At 46.9% G+C, this 17,931-nt stretch carries 18 protein-coding genes; 14 read left to right on the forward strand and 4 right to left on the reverse strand.

Going from position 1 to position 17,931, the window contains the following annotated elements; genetic code table 11:
- The first annotated feature begins 34 nt into the window (after positions 1 to 34).
- On the forward strand, positions 35 to 1,213 hold the full coding sequence (locus RYZ26_RS03755) for a fused response regulator/phosphatase (RefSeq protein WP_317681823.1): 1,179 nt from the start codon (positions 35 to 37) through the stop codon (positions 1,211 to 1,213).
- A 6-nt stretch (positions 1,214 to 1,219) separates the two neighbouring features.
- Here RYZ26_RS03755 and RYZ26_RS03760 read toward each other — a convergent pair whose 3' ends face one another.
- Positions 1,220 to 2,104 (reverse strand): ATP-binding protein, encoded by an 885-nt coding sequence (locus tag RYZ26_RS03760; protein ID WP_317681824.1) that lies wholly within the window; start codon positions 2,102 to 2,104, stop codon positions 1,220 to 1,222.
- Between the two features lie 169 nt (positions 2,105 to 2,273).
- On the opposite strand from RYZ26_RS03760, the gene RYZ26_RS03765 reads away from it, so the two are divergent.
- From RYZ26_RS03765 to RYZ26_RS03775, 3 genes are all read left to right on the forward strand, one after another.
- Entirely contained in the window at positions 2,274 to 2,885 is a 612-nt protein-coding gene (locus RYZ26_RS03765) for a hypothetical protein (RefSeq protein WP_317681825.1), read from the forward strand.
- A 24-nt stretch (positions 2,886 to 2,909) separates the two neighbouring features.
- The gene (locus RYZ26_RS03770) at positions 2,910 to 3,650 is read left to right on the forward strand and encodes an oxygen-binding di-iron domain-containing protein (protein ID WP_317681826.1); all 741 of its coding nucleotides are present in this window, start codon (positions 2,910 to 2,912) and stop codon (positions 3,648 to 3,650) included.
- Positions 3,651 to 3,728: 78 nt separating this feature from the next.
- Positions 3,729 to 4,112 carry a response regulator gene (locus RYZ26_RS03775; RefSeq protein ID WP_317681827.1) on the forward strand — a complete coding sequence of 128 codons (384 nt, stop codon included), beginning with the start codon at positions 3,729 to 3,731 and terminating at the stop codon, positions 4,110 to 4,112.
- Here the strand turns inward: RYZ26_RS03775 and RYZ26_RS03780 are convergent.
- On the reverse strand, positions 4,109 to 4,399 hold the full coding sequence (locus RYZ26_RS03780) for an Hpt domain-containing protein (protein WP_317681828.1): 291 nt from the start codon (positions 4,397 to 4,399) through the stop codon (positions 4,109 to 4,111). The two genes, RYZ26_RS03775 and RYZ26_RS03780, sit on opposite strands and share 4 nt — an antisense overlap.
- A gap of 241 nt (positions 4,400 to 4,640) precedes the next feature.
- Here RYZ26_RS03780 and RYZ26_RS03785 point away from each other — a divergent pair, with 241 nt between their 5' ends.
- The 10 genes from RYZ26_RS03785 (at position 4,641) to RYZ26_RS03830 (ending at position 13,648) form a co-directional block, all read left to right on the forward strand.
- Positions 4,641 to 5,420 (forward strand): DUF2189 domain-containing protein, encoded by a 780-nt coding sequence (locus RYZ26_RS03785; RefSeq protein ID WP_317681829.1) that lies wholly within the window; start codon positions 4,641 to 4,643, stop codon positions 5,418 to 5,420.
- Positions 5,421 to 5,435: 15 nt separating this feature from the next.
- Entirely contained in the window at positions 5,436 to 6,437 is a 1,002-nt protein-coding gene (locus RYZ26_RS03790; protein WP_317681830.1) for a COX15/CtaA family protein, read from the forward strand.
- Positions 6,424 to 6,852, forward strand: coding sequence for a DUF420 domain-containing protein (locus tag RYZ26_RS03795; RefSeq protein WP_317681831.1), 429 nt, complete (start codon positions 6,424 to 6,426; stop codon positions 6,850 to 6,852). The genes RYZ26_RS03790 and RYZ26_RS03795 overlap by 14 nt, the downstream gene beginning before the upstream one ends.
- On the forward strand, positions 6,849 to 8,150 hold the full coding sequence (locus tag RYZ26_RS03800; protein ID WP_317681832.1) for a cbb3-type cytochrome c oxidase subunit I: 1,302 nt from the start codon (positions 6,849 to 6,851) through the stop codon (positions 8,148 to 8,150). Before RYZ26_RS03795 ends, RYZ26_RS03800 begins: the two co-directional genes overlap by 4 nt.
- Entirely contained in the window at positions 8,137 to 8,586 is a 450-nt protein-coding gene (locus tag RYZ26_RS03805) for a cupredoxin domain-containing protein (RefSeq protein ID WP_317681833.1), read from the forward strand. The genes RYZ26_RS03800 and RYZ26_RS03805 overlap by 14 nt, the downstream gene beginning before the upstream one ends.
- A gap of 101 nt (positions 8,587 to 8,687) precedes the next feature.
- The gene (cyoE, locus tag RYZ26_RS03810) at positions 8,688 to 9,548 is read left to right on the forward strand and encodes a heme o synthase (RefSeq protein ID WP_317681834.1); all 861 of its coding nucleotides are present in this window, start codon (positions 8,688 to 8,690) and stop codon (positions 9,546 to 9,548) included.
- An 82-nt stretch (positions 9,549 to 9,630) separates the two neighbouring features.
- Complete coding sequence (locus tag RYZ26_RS03815) at positions 9,631 to 10,392, forward strand: cytochrome c oxidase subunit 3 (protein ID WP_317681835.1); 762 nt, start codon at positions 9,631 to 9,633, stop codon at positions 10,390 to 10,392.
- A 20-nt stretch (positions 10,393 to 10,412) separates the two neighbouring features.
- A complete protein-coding gene (locus RYZ26_RS03820; protein WP_317681836.1) occupies positions 10,413 to 11,255 on the forward strand; it encodes an SCO family protein in 843 nt (280 codons plus the stop codon).
- Positions 11,252 to 11,986, forward strand: coding sequence for a cytochrome c oxidase subunit II (coxB, locus tag RYZ26_RS03825; RefSeq protein WP_317681837.1), 735 nt, complete (start codon positions 11,252 to 11,254; stop codon positions 11,984 to 11,986). The genes RYZ26_RS03820 and coxB overlap by 4 nt, the downstream gene beginning before the upstream one ends.
- A gap of 18 nt (positions 11,987 to 12,004) precedes the next feature.
- Positions 12,005 to 13,648, forward strand: a complete 1,644-nt coding sequence (locus RYZ26_RS03830) for a cytochrome c oxidase subunit I (RefSeq protein WP_317681838.1) — start codon at positions 12,005 to 12,007, stop codon at positions 13,646 to 13,648.
- A gap of 263 nt (positions 13,649 to 13,911) precedes the next feature.
- On the opposite strand, the gene RYZ26_RS03835 is transcribed toward RYZ26_RS03830, so the two are convergent.
- Both RYZ26_RS03835 and RYZ26_RS03840 read right to left on the reverse strand, forming a co-directional pair.
- Positions 13,912 to 15,618 carry a long-chain-fatty-acid--CoA ligase gene (locus RYZ26_RS03835; protein WP_317681839.1) on the reverse strand — a complete coding sequence of 569 codons (1,707 nt, stop codon included), beginning with the start codon at positions 15,616 to 15,618 and terminating at the stop codon, positions 13,912 to 13,914.
- Positions 15,611 to 17,896, reverse strand: a complete 2,286-nt coding sequence (locus RYZ26_RS03840) for an alpha/beta fold hydrolase (protein ID WP_317681840.1) — start codon at positions 17,894 to 17,896, stop codon at positions 15,611 to 15,613. The genes RYZ26_RS03835 and RYZ26_RS03840 overlap by 8 nt, the downstream gene beginning before the upstream one ends.
- Between the last annotated feature and the right edge of the window lie 35 nt (positions 17,897 to 17,931).

Below are 17,931 nucleotides of genomic sequence, written 5' to 3' on the forward strand. Positions count from 1 at the left end.
GATAATAATCACAGTCACATGAGAGGGAGAAAACATGGAAGAAGTCGTCAAATTTGATGAAATTGCGGATTGTAAAATCCTTATTGTTGACGACGTTGCCGTTCTCCGCACTTTGATCAAAACATGCTTGCAAAAAGCTGGATATATGAACCTTCATACCGCAGAAAGTGGTGATGATGCGCTTGCTATGCTGGAAGAGCTGAATCCAGATCTGATTATTCTGGATATCGTGATGCCGGGGACTGACGGCTTTGAAGTCTGTCGCCAAATTCGCAATAATCCAACTTATGCCCATATGCCGATTTTGATCCAGACCGGAATGGAAGCTACACAAGAACGTGCAGAAGTTTTTGAGGTTGGCGCAAACGATCTGATTTCCAAGCCTATCAATGTCTATGAGCTTGTCGCCCGGGTAAAACTGCAGTTACAAAACCTGATTCTGCAACGCAAGGAAAAAGCCTATCAGACGCGCATGGAAGCAGAGTTAAATTCAGCGCGTGTGATCCAGGAAAGTTTGTTGCCTAATGCCGACCTGATTGCCCAGGTTGAAGAACAATCGGGCCTGATGATCCAAAATCATTGGAAAGCATCTTCTGAACTTGGGGGGGACCTTTGGGGCCTGCAGCAGATTGATGACAATCGGGTAGGGTTCTTTATTATTGATTTCTCCGGTCATGGTGTTGTTTCCGCGCTGAATACATTCCGCCTTCACACGTTGATCAACGAAAGCAATCTGGATTGGGGCAATCCCAAAGAATGTTTACATGCGGTGAATGCTCACCTGGCAAAAGTCTTATCACCTGAACAGTTTGCAACGCTTTTCTGGGCGGTGATTGATCAGTCCGAAAATACGCTGACTTATTCCTCTGCTGCTGCACCACCTGTGTTGATCGGCATCAACAATGATGTAGACGGCATTCGTTTTCTTGATACGGCTGGGCTGCCCGTGGGGATTATTACCACTTATGACTATGAAAACCATGTGGTCGATTTTCCGGAAAACAGCTTTATTTACGTTTATTCTGATGCACTGATTGAATCCCCGGATGCTGATGGCGCCATGTGGGAAGAAGTAGGTTTGATGGAACGCGCAAAGAAATATGCCAAGGACGGATTTGAAAATATCCAGCCAGCCACACTCGCGGAATTTCTGGAAACAGCCGTGCGACCAATCCCGGACGATTTAACCACTGTCAGCTTTGTCAGAAAGTAGGGAATCTTAAAGATTTACGCTGGCCGTAACTTGATTGCCTTTTTCATTATAGATCACTGAATCAAAACCCATATTGATGGCAATAGCGATGCCGCGACCATGTTTTTCACTATGGTTTGACGGATCTTTTTCAACATATTTGCGCCAGTCAAATCCGTCACCCTGGTCTGTGACGATAATGTCGATACGTGTTTCTGTGCGATCAAAGCGGATTTCAACAAATCTGTCTTTATAGTCATCCGAAGCAAGTCGCTTATCGATTTCTTCGTTCCAGGTGCCTTTTTCCAATAAGGTGGATTTCAACTGATAAGAAATTCCCAGATTGCCATGTTCAATTGCATTGACAAGAATTTCAGAAAGACCAAGGGCAATTATGCCGGGTTCAGGACAGGCCAGCGACAACATGGTTGTTAAGGCTTCAGCCTGTTGCAGGGTTTGTAGACGAAATTTACCGGATTTAATCAATCCAATTGCAGATGTGCGTGATTTAACGTCAGATAACAATGCCTTATAACGTTTGAAATCGGCAAGGGCGGCATCAACCGTATGGCAAAGGGTCCTCTGGTCCAATGGCATTTCCAGAACGTGAAAGAAAGGTTGCCGCGAAAACTGATCAGCCATGGAAACGTCTTCAAGGATACCGATAAAAGGGACGTATTTTGCCTTTTCTTTTCTTTTAAGTTTTCGGAGGTCGCGATCAAAATCGGGATTGTCCGGTGATATGGAAAAGATGACAGTATTGACACTAAATGTGTCATCTTCCAGCAATACCTGTGCATCATCTAAACTGCATACATGCCGGATGGCGTAATTTTCCGGATCGAGATAATCCAGAACATCTTCTTTGACAGCGTCCCTATCCGCCACCAGAACTGTAACCAGTTCACCCATAAACCTAAGTTCCCTAATTTTTTCTTATCGTTACCTTTTTTAGCCTGCCTGATCAAAGGCCAATTCGCAATGATTTTTTGTGTGATCACGTGTTGTTCTGACGTCCGGTTCGTGCTTATATCAAATTATTGATTCTCAAATCGGCTTTGACATCTCAACAATGGGCAAAATGAGACAGGATACTGAAATTAAGACGACTTTTTATATCACGGCCGTTGCTGTCTCTGCACGTCTTGCTTCCGTCTTAAAAGAAGCCAAGAATATCTCCCTCGAAGCAATGAACGCCAAAGCCCTTGTTGCAAGGGCTGGGGAGAATGTCCGCACTTTCAAGCCCATTACCGACTTTATGGTGGAACTGGCCAGTGACACCATCCGTTTGGTGGAAGATATCAATAGAGAAGCTCTGATGATCTCCAAAGCTTCCCTTATCGCCTTGCGCGGATATGAAGCAGTTAATCATTTTTCTGTTGCCAAAGTGCGCGCCAAAAATGCCCTTTACCGCGATAGTTTTGAAGGCCCCTTGCAGGAATCTGAGCGGGATCTAATTGTTTTTAAACAGAATTTATTGCGCAATATACGCCGATTAAATGAATTGCTGGAAGAAATCGAAACCCGCATGCTCGCCGCTAATGTTGTAACCTCAACATCACGGCTGGAAGCAGCGACGGTTTCCACCCTTTATCGATCAAACTTTGAAGCGATTGTCGAAAAGTTTGAAAATGCCGCCAAGAATATCCGCACGACCGTCCGCGACTGTCGCAAAGTGCTGAATGAACGATAAGAATTTTTAGCTAAGGTATTATAAATGCAAACGATTAAGCTTTATGAAGGCGCATCCCATGAATGGATTGTATTTGGCCGTGATCCTGAAAAAATCGACAAAATCGTAGATACCAACCAATATTTGATTAAAACCCCGCGTGAAGCCATTCTGCTTGACCCCGGTGGGATTGAACTGTTTTCGTCTATGCTGGCCGCTGTGGTTCATTATATCCCGGTGGAACAAATCACCCATTTGTTTGCCTCTCATCAGGACCCTGACATTATTTCTTCCCTGGGGCTGTGGGACAAAACGCTACCCACAGCCACATTGCATGCACCTTGGGTGTGGGAAGGCTTCTTGCGTCATTATGGCTGCAACAACATCACTTATGATCCCATTGCCGATGAAGGTGGGACCTTGAAATTTGACGGGTTGGAAATCCAGTTTATTCCGGCTCATTACATGCATGCCTCCGGGAATTTCAGTGTCTATGATGAAAAAGCAAAAATTCTCTTTAGTGGTGACATTGGCGGCGGGCTGAATGGCCCGGATGACCCGCTGTTTGTTGAAGACTTTGACGCCCATATTCGCCAGATCAAAACCTTCCATCAACGCTGGATGCCATCTGAGAAAGCCAAGCAGGCCTGGATCAGCCGTGTGCGCAAATTGGATATCGATCTTTTGTGCCCACAACATGGGGCAATATATCAGGGAGAAGACATAAACCGCTTCCTGAATTGGCTAGAAGATATCGAAGTGGGAACGGCCCTAAGAATTTCATAAATCAGGTCGATTTTTTGTATACAGGTACCTTGGGGACAGGGTAAGCTATTGAAACTTAGACCCATCTGGATGACGTTTATGGACAAACAACTGCGTAAAATAATGTATGTCGAGGATGAACCCGACATTCGTGATATTGCGAAACTGGTTTTGGAAAATGTCGGCGGATTTGAGGTCTGCGTCGTAGAAGGCGGTCAGCAAGCCCTGGATACGATCGAAAGTTTTGCCCCTGATATGGTGCTTCTGGATGCCATGATGCCCGGTATGGATGGGCCAGCCACTTATGCCGAGATTAGAAAGCTGGATCGTTTCAAAAATACACCCGTCGCCTTTTTAACGGCCAAGCTGATGCAAAGTGATATCGACAGCTTTCATGCGATGGGGGCGGTTGGTGTGATTGCAAAACCGTTTAATCCAATGGAATTGTCACAGGAAGTCAGTGCGCTTTGGGAAAAAGCCTAAACTTCGGTTGCGATTAAACGAGCCGCTTCTTGATAAAGGACACGTGCTTCCTCGTCCGTTTTTGGTGGTTCCATCATTTTGAGCTTTTGTTCAAACGCCTTTAGAACGCGACTGGTTTCGTCAAAGCCAAATGTACCGGAACTGCCTGCAAGCTTGTGACAAACGGCCATTAATTGCTCAAATCTATCCGCGCTCTCCCAGCCTGAAATGTCTGCGGCTGTTTGCTGAAGGCGTATCTGGAAGTCTTTTTCCATTTTCTTTAGCAGTTGACGCGTCTTTTCATCCATATGTCGATGTCCCTTTGCTTCTGGGGATGTTTGTTATTTTCATTTTCCCGAAAGGTTGGATATTTTAGCTGTCAATTCGCTTTCGGTAAATGGAAATGACGCTATAAGGTATTAAAAATTAATAATATTTCCCTTAAAGCCTGATTTTGGAAAAAACAATTGCGCATTTCTCAATTTTCTATGCTAGCATCTTTCTAAAGAAAGCTCTATGCGAGCGCATAACAAAGGTTAGGGGGCAAACATGTCTGATGCAACTTCTCTAGAACCGGGTGCCATCTTTGAAGCAAATAAAGTCCATATCGAAGCACCTTCGAACTGGCTAAAACAAGGCTGGCATGACTTTAAGGAAGCGCCCGGGGTCGGGCTGACTTATGGTCTGATTTTTGTCCTGTCCGGTTATGCACTGTTTTGGGGGCTGCAAGCGCTTAAACTTACCTATCTTATTTTGCCTTTTTCCGGCAGTTTTATACTGTTTGCACCCTGGTTGGCCCTTGGTCTCTATGAAGTATCGCGCCAGAGGGAAAAAGGTGAAAATCCAACTTTTATGAGCACGTGCAACGCCTGGCGTCAAAGTCCGCGTCGTTTGGGTATCATGGCTTTTGTGCTGTTGATGTTTATGCTGATCTGGACGCAGGTCGCGGTCGTACTTTACGCCCTGATGATGGGAGATGCATCGCTTTCTCTGGAAACCATTAGCGCCGATATCTTTACGCGCACAGACGGACTTGTTTTCCTGGCAGTTGGTTCCATGGTTGGTCTGATCTTTGCGGCTATCGTGTTCCTGCTGACAGCCGTGTCTGTACCTATGATTTTGGATCGCCAGACGGGCGCTTTTGAAGCCATGCAATTCAGCTTTCAAACCGTGATGAAGAACAGCCATGTAATGTGGAGCTGGGCTTTCACCATCGGGATTATCGCCTGGTTTGCGATTGCGACGTTTTTTATTGGTTTGATCGTTGCCATGCCTGTCCTGGGATATGCCAGCTGGCATGCATACCGCGATCTTGTTCCAGCAGAATAACAGGTTTTAACCGCAGTGCCTTTTTCTAAAGAAAGTAACAAAGTCGTTGCACTTTGGTTGTTTGCTGTTGCCGGGATGGTCTTGGTGATGGTCGTTTTGGGTGGATTGACCCGATTGACAGGGTCTGGTCTGTCCATGGTGGATTGGCGTCCCATTACCGGGTGGTTGCCGCCCTTTACGACTGAAAGCTGGCAGGCGGTGTTTGATCTTTACAAGCAGTCCCCGCAGTACCAAAAGATCAATTACGGCATGAGCCTGGCGGAATTTCAGAATATTTTCTGGCTGGAGTTTTTCCACCGTTTATGGGGTCGTATCATTGGCTTGGCTTTTGGTTTGCCGCTTGTGTATTTTCTGATGCGCGGCTGGATCACGAAATCCATGCGTCTCCCTTTGATTGGGCTGTTTTTCTTAGGCGGCGCGCAAGGCCTGCTCGGCTGGTACATGGTCAAAAGCGGGCTTGTGGACCACCCAGAGGTCAGCCAGTACCGATTGATGGCGCATCTGGGGTTTGCGTTCGTTCTTTATGCAGCGCTGATCTGGACAGCTCTGTGTTTTTATAGAAAACAATATAAACACAATTTTAACCTGAAAGCCGTCGGGTTGTGGGGCGTTAGCTACATCACTGTATTGGCAGGCGCTTTGGTGGCTGGACTGGACGCAGGCTTGACCTATAACACCTTCCCGCTGATGGACGGCGAATTGATCCCAACCGGTTTGTATGAACAGGTTCCTGCTTACCTGAATCACTTTGAAAATATTACCACGGTCCAGTTTCAGCATCGTGTACTGGCAATCCTGACCTTTATTTTAATGACGGCTTATTTCCTGCGCCATAAACAGGAAAGGATCGTGCAAATCAGTTTTGCATTGATCACTGTGCAAGTCATTCTCGGGATATCAACACTGTTGTTGGTGGTTCCGCTTTCGCTTGCTTCCCTTCATCAGACCTTTGGTCTTTTGTTCTTTACTGCCGTAACCTGGCTTAACTTTGAAATGCGACATAATGGAAATTCTTGACATTCTTCCCCACTTTCAAGCGTCTCTAAATGCGATCTCCCTGATCCTAATCACACTGGCTTTTCTGGCTGTGAAATCAGGGGATAAAGAACGTCATAAAAAATTGATGATTTCAGCCTTGGCGGTTTCGACGATCTTTCTCATCTCCTACCTCTATTACCACGCCCATATCGGTCACGTGCCGTTTAATGGGGAAGGGGGCATTCGCTCTGTCTATTTCACCATTTTGTTTACCCATATTGCCTTTGCTGCACTCGCGCTTGTGATGATCATCATGACCGTGCTTCGCGCAATCAAAGGGGATTTTATCCGTCATAAAGCTATCGCCAGATATACTTTTCCTGTCTGGGCCTTTGTTTGCGCGTCTGGCATTGTGGTCTATGTGATGGCCTTTCACATCTATGGGGCCGCATGACTTTAAAGCAGGAATGTAAAGCCTGGACGGTTTTGGCCACCGGTGCGCTAGCAATCGCCGGTGTCTTTGCCTTGCTGCTTGTGTTTTCAAGAACACCCGGTGTTCAGGATATTTTGCCCTGGCCGTGGAAAAGCTTTTTCCATAAAGGGCTGGTCACCCATGTGATCTTTTCATTCGTTGTCTGGTTTCTTGCAACCATGGGCGCACTTTGGAGTTACCGTTTAAGCGATCAAAAAAGTTCAGGCCTTGGAAAAATTGCTATTGGTCTTGCCCACCTTGGTTGTATCGGATTAATCCTGCCCGCCTTGCTTGATTTAGGCACGGCAGAACTGAATAATTATGTCCCTGTGATGAACCATTGGCTCTATTACACAGGGTTAGTCCTGTTGTTCATTGCTTTGGCTCTTATTGCCCTTCGTCAGATTGTCACCACGACAGGTCTTGACGGCTACAAAGTCTGCGCCGTTCTTTATCTGATTGCACTTGCCTGCTTTGGTCTGGCGTATTTCTACCTACCAGAAGGTTTAACCGATCCGACCTACAATGAACGTCTGTTCTGGGGTGGGGGACATGTGCTGCAATTTGTCAATACAGCACTGTTGTTCCTGACGTGGAAGGTGGTGGTAAAAAATGTTGAATTGCCTGCACGCTATCTAAACACCTCTCTCATTCTCCTGCTGATTTTTGCGCTGCCAGCCCCCGTGATTTATCCATTCTTTGATATCCTCGGGCAAATCCATCGTGATTTCTATACAGAGATGTTGCGCTATGGCTTAATCCTGCCATCTCTGATCGTTTCTTTCTGCCTTTTTCAGGTTCTTTTGTCTAAAGAAGCGGGAAAACTGGATCGATTAACGCAGCAGGCACTTTGGTTATCCCTTGTGACCTACAATCTGGGTGGGCTTTATGGGCTGATGCTGGATGGCACGGATACGCGCGTTCCTGCGCACTATCATGCGGTGATTGGCGGGATCAATCTGTCCTTTATGATTTTCTATCACCGTATCATTTTACCTTTTATCGATATCCAGACGAAAGAAGGCAAAATCTTTAAATCCCAATATTGGTTCTACGGTCTTGGTCAAATCATGCATGCAAGCGGGATGTTTCTGGCGGGCAGCCAGGGTGTGCCACGTAAAACCGCAGGCGATGCGCAATCCCTTGATAGTATAGAAAAAATCCTCAGCATGGGACTGATGGGTGTGGGCGGAATTGTGGCCGTGATCGGTGGCGTTTTATTCGTCGTGTTGACCATTCGCGCGATGTTGAAAGGAGGGCATAAGCATGAAACGATATGACGCTCTTTTCCTCACTATTATTGTGGTCGCAGCCGCCATCATGGGATGGAAACTCGTAGGCAGTTTGTCCGCTGACCAAATGGGGTTGGAAGTCCGTGCGCTGACATCTCTGGAATCTTTTGAAGACCGGGCTGAAAAAAATAAGCCGGATCAAAAAGATATCTATCTTCTGGCCCGTCAGTGGGAATGGAGTTCAGAAATCACCGTACAATTCGGTCAGGAATATGTTTTACACCTGGCGACGGGGGATATTCAGCATGCCTTCCACCTACCCAAAGAAGCGACCGGAAGTTCCATCGACATATTGATCCAGCCGGGTCGGGAATATCTTTTAAAACTGCCAAAAATGAAGCCCGGCGCATATGCCATTGGCTGCACGGAATATTGTGGGATTGAACACAATAAAATGCGTAGTAAATTGATCGTAAACGAATAACCGAGCAAAAAGATCAAATTTCCCTTTGGACTTATTCTAATTTAAGGCTATCATCCCCTTAATAAAATTATAATAAACCGTAATAACAAGGGGTTTATTCCATGGGAGGATACATTCAGCTCGCCAAACCACGTATTGGTGTGATGATTGCTCTAACCGCTGTAACCGGATATCTGGCGACAGTACAACAAGGCCAAATCGACTGGGGTCATTTGGGGTTGCTGGTTGTTGCCATGATGATGGGTTCAGCGTCATCAAGTATTTTTAACCATTTCTATGATCGTGACATTGATCGGCTGATGACACGGACCAGTTCGCGTCCGTTTGCACAGCGTCGTGTCAGCCGTCCGAATCTTGTCTTGTGGGTGGCCGCAAGTCTTTTGATTGTCGGCTGTGGCATTGCGACTTACGTGTTTAATCCTGTAGTGGCAACGCACCTGTTCCTGGGGGCGTTTTTTTATGGGGTTGTCTATACGATCTGGCTAAAACGCCGCAACTGGCTGAACATCGTTATCGGTGGTTTGGCCGGAAGCTTTGCTGTTATGGCAGGTGCGGCAGCGGTCAATCCAGATCAATGGTTATTGCCGACGCTGTTGGCGTTGGTTTTGTTTTTCTGGACACCATCACATTTTTGGGCGTTGGCAATTCGCCTGAAAGATCAATATGCCGCAGCCGGGGTACCCATGTTGCCCGTGGTTGTCGGTAATGTGGTTACCGCACGATATATTCTGATCAACACCATCTTGTTGGTCGCTTCAAGTTTATTGCCTTGGTTCCTTGGTGAACTCGGCAATATCTACGGGATTGGGGCACTGTGCCTCGGTGCCTATTTTCTGAAATGCAATTGGGATTTGATCAAGTCGTCAGATGAGATGACCGCAATGACCAACTTTTTTGCATCGATGAAATATTTAGGAGGTCTTTTCCTCGTCGTCATTATGGACGTGCATCTGCCCATTTAGGCAGATGGTTCGAATGACAGCATAAAGGCGAAAAAGGCTTTTATATATTTATCTTTAACGACATGAGGGAGGGGAAAACTGAATGTCGGGTGAAAGTTCACACGCTCACGAGCACCATTGGGAATGGAGTCAAGCTCCGTTCTGGGTTGTAACTGGCGTCTTCTTTCTGGTTCCTTTAACATTTGCCGCCTATTTCCAATATGAAGATCCGCTGCTGGCAGCGATCTTTGCCGGAATTGGGACGCCTATGTTGCTTGCTGGTATTTCCATGTGGGTTAACGAAGGTCTGACGGTCAAGCCGTTGATTGCAGATGTTGCCGGGGTCGGACTTCCGATCTTTATTGTTTCGGAAATTTTTATCTTTCTGTCTTTCTTTGCAACCTATTGGATGATGCGCCTTGGCGCTGAGTCCTGGCCGCCAGCAGATACACCGGAATTTCCGGTGGTTTTGCCGTTGATTATGACGGTTGTTCTTGTCGGTTCTTCCGTGACCATTCATGTTGCTGAAGAAAAATACGCACATGACGACCAGGCAGGTTTTCGTAAATGGTTGATGATCACGATTGCACTGGGACTGGTGTTTGTAGGGATGACTTTCTACGAATATAACCACCTGTTCTCAGTTGGTTTCTATCCGGACACCAACGCTTTCGGGACAATCTTCTTTAGCTTGACGGGCTTCCATGCTTCCCACGTTATCGGTGGCTTAGGTATTTTCATCTGTGTTTTAATCCCTGCCTTTAAAGGGATGACAAACAAGACGTTTATTACCTGTGCTTCGGTTTATTGGCACTTTGTCGATGTGGTGTGGTTCTTCGTCGTGTCACAGATTTATTTCTGGTAAGCGAAAGAGAAAGCAATCATATGCGTATTTCGATCTTTGCGATGATGGTATCTGCTTTGCTGTTGGGGACATTTGCCCCGGCGCAGGCAACACAGACTTTTAAGGTACCTGAGTCAGAAATCGACCCTGAATCTTTACGGATCAATGAAGCAAAAGTCTTGGGGTTAAAACCCAAACGTGACTTTTCATTTATTGATCAGAATGGCGATACTTTCACGTTTCAAGATCGTGCAGGTAAGCCATTGGTTTTGGTAATGTCCTATTTCACCTGTGATGGTGTTTGTTCCAATGTCAATATTGACCTGGGCGAACGTTTGTCAGAGCTGGAAAAAACAGGGCGTCTAAAACCGGGTCGTGACTTTGATGTGGTAACAGCCTCGTTTGATAAAAACGATACCCCTGAAACCCTGAAAAAATTTCGCAAATATGTGGGATTGGAACAAAATGTAGCTGATGGATGGACCTTTGCTGTGGCAAGCCCAGGCCAGAACATCAAGGATTTTACGGATCGATTTGATTACCGTTTTTTCTGGTCCGCACAGGACCGTACATTCTTCCATCCCACGGTTTATTTGGTCCTGTCGCCGGAAATGCGACTGGCCCGGATATTATACGCACATGACATTGACGTTAGCGATATTGAGCTGGCCGTCTTGGAATCACGCGAAGGCAATTTCAAACCCAGCGAGATCATCAATTATGCCGTCTCCTTATGCTACAGCTATAGCTACAAGGAAGGCAAATATGTTTTTAACATCCCCATGTTCGTCGGAATAGGCTCACTTATCCTTGGGGTAAGTGCCTTTGGAACAACAGTTCTGGTCTATAAACGGCGACAAAAGAAAAGGGAGGAGATCACATGAGAACGTATTTAAGGAAAGCCCTGCTGAGCGCCATTGGCGTTGGTGTGGCTATGCCTGCGTTCGCAGATGAAGAGGGGTCCGTTCGGAACCCCGCCGTCGATTGGGACATACTGTGGGCTGACATTATCAGCAGTATTACCTTTATTGGCGTTGTATTCAGTATTGCCGCGATTTGGATGTTGTTCAAATATCGCGCAAAAAGCGAAGATGAAGTTGGCCATGCGCCAAAACTTTCCAAAGCAGCAGCTTTGGGCTGGGTATTAATCCCCGCAGCCCTGTTTATGGCAGAAGATTTCTATCTGTCAGCAAAAGGCTGGGTACTGTGGAATGATTACCGTCGTATCCCGGATGAAGCACAGGAAATCCGCGTAACAGCGTATCAGTGGTACTGGGAATTCGATTACGGCGATGACATCGTGAGTGAAGAGCTGGTTCTTCCACAAGGTAAACCTGTTGTCTTGCGTATGACCTCTGAAGATGTGCTGCATTCATTCTATATTCCTGAATATCGCGTTAAGGAAGACGTGATGCCAGGCCGCGTGACCTATGTATGGTTCAACCCGGTGAATAAGGGTGAACATATCTACACCTGTACCGAATATTGCGGGACAGCACATGCGGAAATGGCAGCAAACATCCGTATCGTTGATCAGGAAGAATATGACGCCTGGTTTGCACAAACCAAGGAAGAAGCCAAGGCTGCTTCCGTTCAATCAAACACTCAAGGTTAGGAAAGGACGCGAAAGATAATGACAATGCAGACTTTCAAAGAGTGGTTTTTCACAACAGACCATAAGCGGATCGGGATCATGTATCTGGTCGGTTCCATGGCAGCCTTTGTGGTTGCCGGGCTTATGGCCCTGTTGATCCGTCTGGAACAGTCCAATCTTGGCCCGACCATTACGGATAACCCTAATGACTATAACGAATGGCTCTATTTCCATGGTGCGGCCATGGTACTGGCCTTCCTGATCCCAGGATTGACCGGATTTTTTGCCAACTACTTCCTGCCTTTGATGATCGGTGCACAAGACGTGGCTTTCCCACGGATTAACGCCTTTTCAATCTGGCTGTTTTACGGTGCGATTATTCTGGCGCTGTTAAGCTTTGTGATCCCTGATCCGCCAGACGTCATGTGGACGGGCTATCCGCCTTATTCCGTTGCGACGACGGGGAACACGGCCTTCTATGTCTTTACCGTGCACTTGCTGGGCTTTAGCTCAGTCCTTGGCGCAGTGAACTTCCTGGTGACTGTGATCTATATGCGCGCACCTGGCATGGGCTGGAACCAACTGAACGTCTTTACATGGACAACTGTTGCAGCTTTTGTTCTACAACTGGTCTTCATTCCTGTACTGGCTTCGGCTGTGACTATGTTGCTGTTTGACAAATATCTCGGCACCAGCTTCTTTAATCCGGAAGCGGGTGGGGATGTGCTGTTGTATCAGAACTTGTTCTGGTTCTACTCGCACCCGGCCGTATACGTTATCTTCCTGCCTGCTTGCGGTATCCTGTTTGAGATTTTCGCAACCATGTGTAAGAACCGTGTCTTTAACTATAAGGCATGTGTCTATGGCGGTATCTGGGGCATTGTTGGCATTTCCGGCTTTGTGTGGGTTCACCACCTTTATGTATCCGGTATGCCAGACTGGCTGCGGATCGGTCAAATGGTGACGACGCTGCTGATCTCGGTGCCTGTGGGGCTTATGGTGATGTCCATGTGGGGGACTCTCTATCGTGGTGCAATTACCTACAATACGGGCATGCTTTATGCGGCTTCCTGTCTCTTTCTGGTTCTGTCCGGTGGTTTGACAGGTATTCCGCTTGCCTTGACAGCGATTACCGTTCACCTGTCTGAAACATCCTTTGTGCATGCGCATTTCCACTTCATTATGGCGATGTTCTCTGCCTTTGCGATGTTTGCCGGGATTTATTATTGGTTCCCGAAAATGTTTGGCCGTTATGCTGATGGCCCGTGGGCGACAACAGGCTTTATCCTGAATATCGTCGGGGTACATGTGACCTTTATTCCGCTGTTTATCATCGGGGTTGAAGGTATGCCACGCCGTTATTGGGATTATCAGATGTTCCCGCAGTTTGAACCTTATCATCAGGTTGCAACAGTGGGTGCGTTTATGGTAGCTGCTGGTATGGCTGTTACGATCCTGAACTGGGTTGGCAGCGCGCTTAAAGGAAAGGTTGCACCGGAAAATCCATGGAAATCCTGTTCTATGGAATGGACCCACGCACCAAACTGCCCGCAGGCTGGTAATTTCCCGAACCCACCATCGGTTACGGACGAATGGTCCCCATATGGCTATGAAGACCGTGATGCCAATATGGCAGCAACAACTGATCCCGGGTTTCCCACAAATGCAAAGCCGGCTGAATGATTATGAATGAAGCAATGAGTGAAAAACCAAAACTTCCCTCTAAAGGTAAAATCGGCCTCATTCTGGCTGCGATTGCCCTGACGGCTTATGTCGGTGTTTATGTCCGGGTCTATTTCTTCGGACCATAAATATCTGCATTTAAACAAAGAAAAGCCTCTGTGTTCAAAAGGATACAGGGGCTTTTTGTATAGTGTCATTCCTGCGAAGGCAGGAATCTTTTAGTGAAACGAGATCCCTGCCTTCGCAGGGATGACGCAATCAATTCAGTCAAAATGACTTTCTTCTTTCTTCGGCATGAAGTTCTTTTTCTTCGCAACTTCCTCAGCTAGCAATTCCTTCTTGGATAATTTCCCAATCATAGTTTTTGGCAACTCATCCCTGAATTCGATTTCAGAAGGGCGTTCGATGGGAGAGAGATATTCATGCAGGAAAGCCTTTAATTCAGCTTCGCGTAATTTGCATCCCTCTTTCAGCTTCACAAAAGCTTTTGGCGCCTGACCTCGGTATTCATCTTCAATGCCAATCACGGTGACTTCTGCCACGTCGCGGTGCTGCATGATGGCTTCTTCTACATGACGGGGATAGACGTTATAGCCCCCACATAAAATTAAATCCTTGGCGCGATCGACTAAAAAAATATAACCATCGCCATCCATATAACCGATATCCCCGGTCTTCAGGCTTTTGTGATGAAAGGTTGCTTCGGTTGCACCTATACGGTGATAATACCCCTTCATTACTTGTGGCCCAATGATGCAAATCTCACCTTTTTTGCCCGGTTCAACCGCTTCATAAGGCGGCATCATGTCGCGCACAATAATTTGGGTGGAGGGCAGAGGGATACCGATGGATCCTTCCTTTGAAACCCCGCCAATAGGATTGCAGGTGGCAACAGGGGAACATTCGCTTAGGCCATATCCTTCCACAAGGCTACATCCTGTCAGTTCTTCAAACTCTGTGCGTGTTTTAAGGGGTAGGGGAGCACCGCCTGAAATACAGTAGCGGATGGAGGTCAGATCATAGTCCCTGATCTTTGGATGTTGGGAAATGGCGTTATAGATCGTTGGGACAGCAGGAAACAGTGTTGGTTTTTTCTCATTAATCAGGTCCAGCACTTCATCCAGTTCAAATCTGGGCACCATGATCAGTTCCATCCCTGATGCTATCCCCAAGTTAAGCACAACTGTCATGGCAAACACATGGAAGAAAGGCAGAACACACAGCATACGTTCCTGGCCTGGTGTCAGATCACACAACCAACCGCGCACCTGACGCAAGTTGGCAACAAGATTGGCATGGGTTAAGACGGCCCCTTTTGGGACGCCGGTTGTCCCGCCTGTATATTGAATGACCGCGATGTCATGGTCCGGATCAATCTCTACCGGGTCCGGCAAGCCGTCATTCTGAATAAGCTGATCGAAGGAATAATGTTGCAGGTCATGATCAAATTTGGTCAGTTCACTACGCTTAAAGATATTGAACAACACGCTTTTGACGGGGGGTAGAATATCGGTCATGGAACAGACAACAACCTTCTTAACGTCCGCCGCTTCCATCAGATGGGTCACCTTCGGATAAAGCTGTTTCAAATCCAGTGTGACCATGATTTCGGTCTCGCTATCCTGTGCTTGAAACTCCAGTTCTTTGCGCACATAAAGCGGATTGTAATTCACCACTGTCCCACCAGCTGTGAGGATGGCGTAATAGCAGATGACATAATAAGGACAATTGGGCAGGCACAGGCCGACCTTTACCCCCGCCTTTACCCCCAATAACTGAAAACCTTTAGCCGCACGCCCCACAAGGTCGCCAATTTCGGCGTAGGTATATTTCTTATCCAGAAAATCCAGACAGCCATGGTCTCCAAAATTGATCACTGCGTCTTCGAAAAAGGCGTGCAAGGGGCGGGGATCGACATTGATTTCATGAGGCACATTATCGGCGTAAGATGATAACCATGGTTTAGTCATTGTTCAGGCGCTCCTCTATCAAATCGATGAAATCAAAGATGTGCTGGCGGGTTTGTCCGATATTTTCAGTAATGATCCCATGGCGGGTGGAAGGTACCATATGAACCTTCGGCGTTGTCCCCACCATCTGTTCACGGATCAGATTAGCACTTTCAGGATTGACCACTTTTTCTTCATCGCCCTGGATCAGCCAGCTTGGGCAATTGATCCGTTGTAGGTTGTCTTCCATTTCTGCCACAAGCAGGCGCAGTTCATGAAGCGCACGTACCGGGATATGTTTGTAATTGATGTTGGGATGTTCTGACTCATTGATGATATAGGGCAATATACCTTCTTGGGCCGCAAGCCACTTTGCCAGGCGGTTGGCGTGATGGATCAAGGGCACAAACACCAGATTTGGATTACTGAATTTAAGCGGCGTGCTGACGGCGCAGATACCCGCCAACTTTTCGGGACGGTCTGCGGCAAAGCGAAGGGTCAGGGCACCACCTGTTGAAAATCCAACGATGGCGATATGGTCGGAACAACTGGATAGAATTTCATAGCCCCGTTTAACCGAACGCATCCAGTCCTGCCAGCTTCGATCGCGTAAATCACAGGGCGAGGTGCCATGACCTTCCAGTCGTGCACCATAGACCGTATGGCCCCGGTCCAGAAAATCATCACCCAGACCGCGCATTTCTGCGGGAGAAGCCAGAAAACCATGAAGCAACAAGACGGCTGTGCGTTTGGCCCGTGCTGGATCAGGTTGCAGGAAAAAGGGTCTCCCATCCTGCGTTGCCGTTTCTTGCTGGTTTATCTCATCAAATTCAGCTTTTGAAAACTGTTCTTTCGCCTGTTGATGGGCATGGAGTTCATCTTCATGGAAATAACGTGCCCATTGTTGCGGCTTCAGCGTTAACTGGTTACTGAGTGCACGTTCAAGGGCCGTATGCACGCCTTGAATGGAGGCACATTCATTGGCATAAACGCAGATTGGATTTTCCATACGGACAGAATGAAAGTCATGTTCTTCACGTAGCTTGGCCAGGAAAATGATCTGTTTATTTTCCACATTTAACAAGCCAGCTTTTTGTGAAGATTTCAGGAATTGCTTGAATTCAGGACAGCTTCCATCATGTATGCCGCGATAGGTGTCTGCCTTTAAGAGGGAGCGATGCAGGTAGATCCGGTTTTCATGACTGACATAACGCGCCATTAAATAGAGGATGCGCAGAAATTCTGACTGCACCATCCGCTCAATCCCCTGATCAATCAGATGGAGGATCAGAATAGACGCTAAATGAGATAGATTGATGGTCACCAGCCCATACATTTGATGCATGGATTGATCGCGCAAAGCTTCGGTTTTTTGTCGTAATGCCCGCGCGATGAATTTGTCGCGCAGGCTTTCTGTTACTGTCCCGATGTTGAAAAGTTCAGCCAGACTGCACATCCCGTTGGTGCATCTGGTGAGTATCAGTTTTTCCAGCCAGGAAAGATAAGTACCTGATTGAATAGGGTGCCCCATCCGGATATCCATATCAGTGTGTTTTAAAACGATATTTCCTTCGATTAATAGCTCTTCAGCATATTTGGGGGAAAGGTTGCCATTTAAGCGTTCCACACTGTCTTTCAGGAAATTATCGGTGATCCGGATCGGATAAAAAGTAATATTGCTGGGCACCAGTTGGGTGGGTTCTGAACATCGCTGGATCAGGGTATCAATGCTGTTTAACCCCAATTCTCTTGTGAAGTTTTCCAAAAGTTTATGATCCGTGGTGTTCAGGACGGCCTGTTTATAGATATCCAGCATTAAAGCAAGACGGGCTGCCCCTGTGTGATGTTTTCTGCGTTCTTCTGCACTGGGGGAGTAGACCGAATAATCCCCGGATGACGACATGATCTTCTTGTCTTTCACCATTCCACCTTCTGGGAAAATGATGATCTTGCGACCCTTTAGGATATCACGCGCAAGGAAGCTTAAAAGCCCCGGCATATCGTTGGGCACAGCGCCCACAGCATAGAGATAGTCGGTAAAACGATCGTTACCACCAAAGAATTCACTGGCAGCCACAGATCGGCAATAGGCCTTTTGTTCTTGATAAATCAGGTATTGGGGAATAAACGTTTCAAAACGTGCAAAATGATTGAACAGGAAGATATGGCCGCGTTCAACCTGATTGTCATCGGCATGGAGTTTGATATTAACGCCCAACATCCGTTTGACTGTCGAAAAGGCCCGAACAGACCAAGCGTATGTTTTTCTGTTTATTTTGGGCGGGCTGAAATGGTTCATCTCGCTCACCTTGCAATGGTTCCCCATAAATCTGA

This window comes from Terasakiella sediminum, from assembly GCF_033100395.1.
Lineage (GTDB): Bacteria > Pseudomonadota > Alphaproteobacteria > Rhodospirillales > Terasakiellaceae > Terasakiella.